Consider the following 8,357-nt stretch of genomic DNA (forward strand, 5'->3'; position numbering starts at 1 on the left):
GCGTGGCTGCATGACCATTGCGACAGAACTCGAGGCCCCCGCCAGTGCTGCAGCAACCTGGCAGCGGGCCTGCGCCGTTGACGAGCTCGAGCCGTCGTGGGGCGAGGCGCTGCTGATCCGCATGCGCCAGATCGCACTGTTCATGATCGGGCCGGAGGAGATCTACGCGGTCGACAACCGCGATCCTGCCACCAACGCCAACGTGATCTCGCGCGGCATCGTCGGATCGAAGGGCGACCGGCCGACCGTCGCCTCCCCGCTGCTCAAGCACGTCTACGACCTCGGCACTGGCGAGTGCTTCGCCCAGCCGGAGTTCGCGCTGCAGACCTTCCGCACCCGCGTCGTCGGTGGCTTCGTCGAGGTCGAGGTGCTCGAGTGAGCCTCCTCCTCGAGGGGCCGCGCACCGGCACACTCACGCCAGCACTCCTTGCCATCTCCCACGGAACCTCCTCGCCGATCGGCCAGCACGCCGTCGCCTCGCTGGTGGACGCCGTCGCCCGCGCTCGCGGCGATGTTGCCGTGGCCGGCGGCTTCGTCGACGTGCAGCAGCCGGATGTCGCCGCGACCCTCGAGGCGAACCCCGGGCCGGCAGCGATCGTGCCCCTCCTGCTCTCCGCCGGATACCACGTGCACGTCGACCTTCGCCGCTCGATCCGCGACGCTCCCGGCGCGGTTCTGGCCGCGGCCCTCGGACCGGATGACCGCCTCGTCGCCGTGCTCGAGCGCCGCCTGGTCCAGGCCGGGCTCCGTAGCGACGACCGCGTCGTGCTCGCCTGCGCGGGATCCAGCGATCAGCGCGCGGTCGACGACTGCCTCGAGATGGGAGCGCGGCTGTCGCGGCGCATCAAGCGCACGGTTCGTGTCGGGTTCATCAGTGCGGCATCCCCGCGCCTTGACGACGCCGTGGAGCTGGAGCGAGCGCGCGGCGGCCGAGTCGTCGTGGCCACCTACCTGCTCGCGCCCGGCTATTTTGCCGACCTGGCGCGGGCGACCGCCGCCGACGTGACGACCGAACCCCTGCTTCGTGCCGGCGACGAGCCGCCGCGCGAGCTCGTCGACCTCGTGCTCGACCGCTACGCGGGGGCGCTCGCCTAGCTCCAGTTGGCTCACCCCCACGTCACCGCCCAGCCCGCTCACCCAGCCCCCTCACCCAGCCCCCTACCCAGCCCCTTGGTCAAAACTCCGGCTGATTGCACCGCCCGGCCCGAGGGGTGGCTTGGGGTATCGATCTGACCGGAGAAACTGCACCGACCGCGGCACGGCACGGCACGGCACAGCTCAGCTCAGCGCCAGCCCGAGTCGCCGATGCATCGCGCGACGACGGTGCTCACCTCGCCTGACCACGTCGAGGATGCTCGCCTCGACCGATGCCCAGTCCTCCATGACCCGGCGGTAGCTCACCCGAATGACGATGTATCCCCGCCGAGACAACTCGAGGTCGCGCCGCCGGTCGTTCTCGTAGTTCGTGCCGAGATGATGGCTGCGGCTGTCGAGCTCGAGAACGAGCCGATCGCCGATGAGCAGATCGACGAACCCGACGCCCGGGATGTGCACTTGGGTCCGCACCGTCAGACCTCGTCGTCGCAGTCGCAACCGCGCCAGCGTCTCGAGGCCCGACTGGCTTGCCGGGTCGACGAGCCGGGCGATGCGTTGAAATCGCCGGGGCAGAACTGCGAGGATCTCGGCCAACTCGTGCTCCTCAAGAACGTGGCGACTGCCACGCTGAGTGTTCAGCGCCGAATCGATCGTGACTATCGCGGCCTCCTCGTTGCTGCACTCGATGAGCCGGGCAATGGACGAGAGGACGGAGTCCACCGGGGCGGTGCGAGGCGGGTCCCACGGCAGATCGCGCCAGTGCAGGCAGGCGTCGCCACCGTGTCGCAATCGGGTTGCGTCCCGTGCCACTGAGACGTGAAGGCGATCGCCTGGCATCGTCCAGAGGCCGAGCTTGCCCAGCCGGCTCGCTGCGGTCAGCTGCCCGCCGATATGCACGGCACGCATTGCATCGGAATCGGCGGTTGGCAGTGCAAACCACCCGTTGCGCAACCGGATGAGCTCACCGCGCTGCACTGATGCGGCCGCCTGTCTCGCTGTGATGCCTCGCTCTCGCAGAAGCGTGAGGGACGCGATGCCGCCGAGCGTAGCGACGGTGTCTGCGGTGCGTGCCATTCGGGCAGTATCGTCGAGCTCCAGCCTGAGGTGCAGGACCGGGCGCGCGACTGTGCACGACCATTGCTGAGCCGGTGGGTGTGGAAATCCGGTTGGATGCGTGGTGCAGCCGCCTATGAGGCTCGGCCACCGCATCCAACCGGATTTTCGACCGGCACGAGGCGGCGGGCACGAGGTCGGGCACGAGAGGGTCGTTGCGGCGGGAGAGCGGAGGCGCTCCCGTACGCTGGAGCACGTGCGCATCGACATCGTCAGCATCTTCCCGGAGTTCTTCGGCGTGCTCGACATCTCCCTCCTCGGCAAGGCCCGCACGTCAGGGCTCATCGAGGTCGACGTGCACGACCTGCGCGACTTCACCCACGACAGGCACCGCACCGTCGACGACACCCCCTACGGCGGCGGCGCCGGCATGGTCATGAAGCCGGAGCCATGGGGTGAGGCACTGGATGCCGTCATCGCCGATTCGACGGTCGTCATCTTTCCGAGCCCCGCCGGCGAGCGCTTCACCCAGGCCACGGCTCGCGAGCTCGCGGGGGAGGGGCACCTCGTCTTCGCCTGCGGTCGCTACGAGGGCATCGACCAGCGCGTCATCGACTACGCGTCGAGCCGCACCCGCGTGCGTGAGATCAGCCTCGGCGACTACGTGCTCAACGGGGGAGAGGTTGCTGTCACCGCGATGATCGAGGCCATCGGCCGCCTCGTGCCCGGGGTCGTCGGCAATCCAGAGAGCCTCACCCAGGAGAGCCATGAGGATGGCCTGCTGGAATACCCCAGCTACACCAAGCCCGCGGAGTGGCGTGGCCTGCAGGTTCCGCCGGTGCTGCTCGGGGGCAACCACGGTGCCATCGCCGCCTGGCGGCACGACCAGCAGCTCGAGCGCACCCGGAGGGTGCGACCAGACCTCCTGAAGGATTCAGAGTGAAGCTCTGGTTCTGGTCGCAGTTCGTCGTCGCTGGGGCGCTCGTGCTCTACGGGGTGCTCGCTGTCGCCTTCTTCCTCGACCCCGATGCGTTCTGGTTTCCGATCGCGAACGTCATCGGCCTCGTCGGCCTCCCGCTCTACGGCCTCGGTCTCATAGTGTCTCTCGTGGTCAACCAGCTGGTGCTGCGGGCCCGTCCGCAGCGCGTGGTGACCCGTCGGGAGTCGGTGCTGCTCGCGGTCGAGTACGCGCTCATCGTCGCGAGCCTCGCGGTGCTGCTGGTCGAGGAGTGGGTTCTCGAGGTCATGGCTGTCTGGTTCGTCACGACGGGAGTGGCGATTGCGGCGTGCGTGGTGATTGCTGCGACATCGACGCGACAGCGTGCCGCATCTGTGCCTGCACCGTGGGCGGCGACCGGGCCGAAGTAGTCGCGTGTCGGGCAGGCGCTTGCGATTGTAATGATAGTGAGTGTACAGTCACTCACATGCTCAGCACTGCAGAACAGCGCACCGCGACCGTCATCGACGCTGCGATAGCCGAGTTCGCCAAGACGGGCTACCTCGGCACCCCAACGGCGAGCGTTGCGGCAGCGGCGAAGATCTCCACCGCCTACGTATTCAAGCTGTTTCCCACTAAGGAGAAGCTCTTCGTGGCGGCGCTCGACCGGTGCTTCGAGCGAGTGATCGCTGCCCTCGCGGCTGGCGCCGACGCCGCCGCGAGCCAGACGCCAGAGGATGTGCTCGACGGCATGGGGGAGGCGTACGCCGACCTCATCGGCGATCGAGACCTGCTCATGCTGCAGGTGCACGCACAGTCCGCAGCCGACATCGTCGAGATCCGCGAGGCGCTTCGCCGGGGCATCGGCGCGGTGACGGAGTATGCGAGTACGCGATCGCGAGCGGCCGACTCTGCCGTGCAGCGCTTCATCGCCTACGGCCAGCTGTGCCACCTCATTGTGACGGCCGGCCTCGATGACCTCGAGAGTCCGTGGGCTGCCGTTCTCGCCGACGGCTTCCGCCACTAGACCCGCGATCCCGCACCTCGCTCTATTCCCATGGCAGCGCAAGTGATTGATCAATCACTCAATTGAAAGGAACGTCAATGTCCACCCTCACCGCCACATCCATTACCGTCGCCTCAGCCACCGCTCGCAGCTCGCGCCGCTGGCTTGCGCTCACCGTTCTCGCGCTGGCGCAGTTCCTCGTCGTTCTCGATGCGTCCATCGTCAACATCGCCCTGCCGACCATCGGGTCGCAGCTCGCCCTCGGCACCGCGGCGCTGAGCTGGGTGCTGACTGCCTACATCCTCCCGTTCGGCGGGCTCCTGCTGTTCGGCGGCCGTCTCGCCGACCGCTTCGGGCACCGACGGGTCTTCCTCGTCGGCGTGGCGGGTTTCGTCGTCGCCTCGCTCATCGCCGCTCTCTCCCTGAGCGGGGGGATGCTGCTCGCAGCCCGCGCCCTCCAGGGCGCGTCGGCAGCGCTGCTCGCGCCAGCATCCCTCGCGCTCGTCACCCAGCTGTTCCTCACAACGGCCGACCGCGCCAAGGCGCTCGGCATCTGGGGTGCTGTCGCCGGCATCGGCAGTGCGGCCGGGGTGCTACTCGGGGGAGTGCTGACCGCGGCGTTCGGCTGGCAGGCGGTGTTCCTCGTGAACGTGCCGGTCGGCATCCTCGTGCTCGTCGCTATTCCGCTGCTCATCACGCGCGATCCGAATCGCGTGGCACAGAAGCTGGATGCCCCGGGCGCCATCACCGTGACCGCCGGTCTCGCATCCCTCGTCTTCGGCCTCGCACAGGCGCAGGAGCTCGGCTTCGGCCACCCCTCCACCCTCGCGCTGCTGGCAGCCGCGACCGTGCTGCTCTGCGCCTTCGCCGTCATCGAGCGCCGCTCCGCCTCGCCGCTCGTTCCGTTCGCGATCTTCCGAAACCGTTCCCTTCTCGCCGGCAACCTCGCGTTGGTGCTCATCGGAGGAGCGACCGTCGCGCTGTTCTTCGCGCTGTCGGTGTACCTCCAGGCGGTGCTCGGCTATGACGCTCTCGCCGCCGGGTTGTCGCAGCTGCCGCTCGCCGGCTCCCTCGTGCTCTTCGCCGCCGTCGTGCCGACGGTGATGCAGCGCTTCGGCGCCCGCCGCACACTCGTTGGCTCGCTGCTCCTGCTCGCCGCAGCGCTCGGCTGGCTCGCGCTCGCCCCTGCCGACGCGGGCTTCGTTCAGCACCTGCTCGGCCCCACCATCCTCATCGGTGTCGCCATGGTCGGCGCGTTCATCGCCGGCACCCAGCTGGCCGTGACCGACGTCGACGAGTCGGATGCCGGACTCGCCAGCGGCCTCATCAACACCTCCCAGCAGATCGGCGGCGCCGTCGGGCTCGCGGCGCTCGCAACGATCGCCGCCGCACGCACCGAGTCGCTCGTCGCCGCGGGATCCGCGCCGGTGGAGGCGCTAGCGAATGGCTTCAGCTGGGTCTTCGCCGGTGCCGCGGTCCTCTCGGTCGCGGGCGCCCTCGTCGCCGCGGCGGTGCGAAACCGCTAGCCGCGAGCGGTGAGGATGACGGGTCCGTCGTCGGTGATCGCGACCGTGTGCTCTGCGTGGGCGGCGCGCTCGCCGTTGGCGCTGCGCAGCGTCCAGCCGTCGTTGTCGGTGTAGATGCGGTCGGTGCCGTGCATGAGCCACGGCTCGATCGCGAAGACGAGTCCGGGCTTGAGGGGAAAGCCGCGGCCCGCCGTGCCGTCGTTGGGCACGTGGAGGTCGCCGTGCATCGTGCGGCCGACGCTGTGGCCGCCGAAGTCGGTGTTGACGCCGAAGCCCGCCGCACGCGCGACTGTGCCGATGGCAGCGGAGACGTCGCCCATGCGGTTGCCGACGACCGCGGCGGCGATGCCAGCCTCGAGCGCTGCCTCGACCGTGGCGATGAGCGCGAGGTCCTCGTCGCGCGGGGTGCCGACGACGAACGAGACGGCGGAGTCGGCGACCCAGCCGCCGACCGATGCCGCGAAGTCGAGGGTGATGAGATCACCGTCCTGCAGCGCGTAGTCGTAGGGGAGCCCATGCAGGGCGGCGTCGTTCACCGAGGTGCACAGCACCTTGCCGAACGGGGAGGCGCCGAATGAGGGGTGGTAGTCGATGTAGCAGCTCTCTGCGCCGGCCTCGCGGATCATCGCGTGAGCAATGCGGTCGAGCTCGAGCAGGTTGGTGCCGACAGAGGCGGCCGCGCGGGTTGCCTCGAGCACACTCGCGACGAAACGGCCGGGCTGCCTCATCTCCTCGATCTCAGCGGGCGTACGGAGTTCTATCACCCAACGAGACTAGCCTTGCAGGCATGCTGATCAGGCGTGCCGTCTACATCGCGCAGTTCGCGCTGACCGTTGTGCTGCCCGGCTGGGTGCTCATCGGCCGCGGCGTGCTCGCCGACGGCATCGGGTGGGAGTTCCTCGTCTACCTCGTGCTCTGCCCCGTCCTGTTCGTCTCGCTCGCAGTGATCGCTGCTCTCGTCTCTGCGCGAAAGTCGGTGCGGGTGGCCAGGGCCGTCTCCTGGCTGGATGCCGCACTCCTGCTGGCGCTCTGGGCATCCCTTCTCGTCTACGGCCTGTTTGCGTTTCCCGTGATCGCCGCGCTGGTCGTCGTTCTGATCGTCGCGCTGTTCTGGGTTGCCCTGTGGGAGCTCACCGACGAGACCCGCCGACGTGTGCGCGGTTTCGTCGACGACCTCGCCCTCACCCCGGAGTCGGCCCGCATGCGCACTCCCGGCGATGCCGGCCGCATCATCGTCGTGCCCCCACCCGCCGTCGGTGCTGACCAGGAGCGTGCTGACCAGGAGCGTGCCGATCAGCAGCGCACCGACGAGCGTTCGCGCTAGCCGCCGCTTTCTGGCATAATTGCCCCTTGTGCTTCTGCACGGTTCTGCCACAGGGGAACCGGGTCTCGTGAGAAGCCTTCCCATTCTTTGAACGACCTATACCCGTGATCGACCTGTGGCGGTTACAGAGAGCGAATCACCATGCACATCCTTGACGATCTCGACAAGGCGTCGCTTCGCGACAACATCCCAGACTTCCGCGCCGGCGACACCGTCAAGGTGCACGTCAACATCATCGAAGGCACGCGCTCGCGTATCCAGGTGTTCCAGGGCATCGTCATCGGCCGCTCCGGCGAGGGCGTTCGCGAGACCTTCTGCGTTCGCAAGGTCAGCTTCCAGGTCGGCGTCGAGCGCACCTTCCCGGTGCACTCCCCGGTCATCGACCACATCGAGGTCGTCACCCGCGGTGACGTGCGTCGCGCCAAGCTCTACTTCCTCCGCGACCTTCGCGGCAAGAAGGCCAAGATCAAGGAGAAGCGCGACTTCTAAGCCTCGCGTTTCACCCGTACCTGAGCTCCCTGCCGAATACACTTGGCAGGGAGCTCAGGGGTTTAATGACAAGCGAAGTACAGCCGGAGCGCTCCGGCTCATCCAGTGGCGAGCGCGCCGACACGGTGCGGTCGCGTCTCGGGCTTCGCGGTCACCGCGATGTGCCGCCCGCGATGACCGACCGGGAGCGCCGGACCCGCAGCGTGCGGCTGTTCATTCGCGACATCCTCGTCATTTTCGTTGCCGCGCTGCTCATCTCCTTCCTCATCAAGACCTTCCTCATTCGCTCGTTCTACATTCCCTCGTCGTCGATGGAGACGACGCTGCTGATCAACGACCGCATCATCGTCAACCAGCTCGTGCCGGAGGTGACGCCGATCCAGCATGGCGACGTCGTCGTGTTCCGCGACCCGGGCGGGTGGCTGACCCCGACCCCAGAGCCAGACCGCGGCCCGCTCATCGAGGGTGTGGATGCCGTGCTCGCCTTCGTGGGGCTGAGTGCCCCCGACAGCAACGACCACCTCATCAAGCGCGTCATCGGACTCCCCGGCGACACCATCGTCTGCTGCAACGACTTCGGCCAGCTCACCATCAACGGCGTGCCGATCGACGAGCCGTACACGCACCTGCCGCCCGACACGACGAAGGCGACGCGCGACGACTTCGAGGTCACCGTGCCAGACGGCTACCTCTGGGTCATGGGCGACAACCGCTACCAGTCGGCCGACTCGGCGTTCCACCGCAACGACCCGAGCGGCGGCTTCGTGCCCATCGACAACGTCGTGGGCCGCGCGCTGCTCATCAGCTGGCCGGCCAACCGCTGGACCACCCTCGACAACTACCCGCTCGTCTTCGCCGGCGTAGAGCGGAAGGACGCGGAGTGAGCCCGGTCGCCGACCCGACCCTCGAGGTGGAGCGGGGGGGGGG

Annotated in this window: 11 protein-coding genes; 9 read left to right on the top strand and 2 right to left on the bottom strand. The window is 68.3% G+C overall.

The genetic code is table 11. The features are described from left to right. The first annotated feature begins 10 nt into the window (after nt 1-10). Both nirD and AC14A7_RS12690 read left to right on the top strand, forming a co-directional pair. Nucleotides 11-379, top strand: a complete 369-nt coding sequence (gene nirD, locus AC14A7_RS12685; protein WP_484009593.1) for a nitrite reductase small subunit NirD — start codon at nt 11-13, stop codon at nt 377-379. After that, the gene (locus tag AC14A7_RS12690) at nt 376-1,095 is read left to right on the top strand and encodes a sirohydrochlorin chelatase (protein ID WP_484009595.1); all 720 of its coding nucleotides are present in this window, start codon (nt 376-378) and stop codon (nt 1,093-1,095) included. The genes nirD and AC14A7_RS12690 overlap by 4 nt, the downstream gene beginning before the upstream one ends. A 183-nt stretch (nt 1,096-1,278) precedes the next feature. On the opposite strand, the gene AC14A7_RS12695 is transcribed toward AC14A7_RS12690, so the two are convergent. Then, nucleotides 1,279-2,169 (bottom strand): endonuclease domain-containing protein, encoded by an 891-nt coding sequence (locus AC14A7_RS12695; RefSeq protein ID WP_484009597.1) that lies wholly within the window; start codon nt 2,167-2,169, stop codon nt 1,279-1,281. Nucleotides 2,170-2,404: 235 nt separating this feature from the next. On the opposite strand from AC14A7_RS12695, the gene trmD reads away from it, so the two are divergent. From trmD to AC14A7_RS12715, 4 genes are all read left to right on the top strand, one after another. After that, entirely contained in the window at nt 2,405-3,091 is a 687-nt protein-coding gene (trmD, locus tag AC14A7_RS12700; RefSeq protein ID WP_484009599.1) for a tRNA (guanosine(37)-N1)-methyltransferase TrmD, read from the top strand. Then, the gene (locus AC14A7_RS12705; RefSeq protein WP_484009601.1) at nt 3,088-3,516 is read left to right on the top strand and encodes a hypothetical protein; all 429 of its coding nucleotides are present in this window, start codon (nt 3,088-3,090) and stop codon (nt 3,514-3,516) included. Before trmD ends, AC14A7_RS12705 begins: the two co-directional genes overlap by 4 nt. A gap of 56 nt (nt 3,517-3,572) precedes the next feature. Next, nucleotides 3,573-4,112, top strand: coding sequence for a TetR/AcrR family transcriptional regulator (locus AC14A7_RS12710; RefSeq protein WP_484009603.1), 540 nt, complete (start codon nt 3,573-3,575; stop codon nt 4,110-4,112). Between the two features lie 77 nt (nt 4,113-4,189). Beyond that, nucleotides 4,190-5,617, top strand: coding sequence for an MFS transporter (locus AC14A7_RS12715; RefSeq protein WP_484009605.1), 1,428 nt, complete (start codon nt 4,190-4,192; stop codon nt 5,615-5,617). On the opposite strand, the gene map is transcribed toward AC14A7_RS12715, so the two are convergent. Further along, complete coding sequence (gene map / locus AC14A7_RS12720) at nt 5,614-6,381, bottom strand: type I methionyl aminopeptidase (protein WP_484009607.1); 768 nt, start codon at nt 6,379-6,381, stop codon at nt 5,614-5,616. The two genes, AC14A7_RS12715 and map, sit on opposite strands and share 4 nt — an antisense overlap. Before the next feature lie 23 nt (nt 6,382-6,404). On the opposite strand from map, the gene AC14A7_RS12725 reads away from it, so the two are divergent. From AC14A7_RS12725 to lepB, 3 genes are all read left to right on the top strand, one after another. Further along, on the top strand, nt 6,405-6,941 hold the full coding sequence (locus tag AC14A7_RS12725; RefSeq protein WP_484009609.1) for an MFS transporter: 537 nt from the start codon (nt 6,405-6,407) through the stop codon (nt 6,939-6,941). 141 nt (nt 6,942-7,082) lie between these two features. Next, a complete protein-coding gene (rplS, locus tag AC14A7_RS12730; protein ID WP_484009611.1) occupies nt 7,083-7,430 on the top strand; it encodes a 50S ribosomal protein L19 in 348 nt (115 codons plus the stop codon). Between the two features lie 173 nt (nt 7,431-7,603). Next, entirely contained in the window at nt 7,604-8,314 is a 711-nt protein-coding gene (gene lepB, locus AC14A7_RS12735) for a signal peptidase I (RefSeq protein ID WP_484009619.1), read from the top strand. Nucleotides 8,315-8,357: the final 43 nt, after the last annotated feature.

The organism is Conyzicola sp., assembly GCF_057073975.1.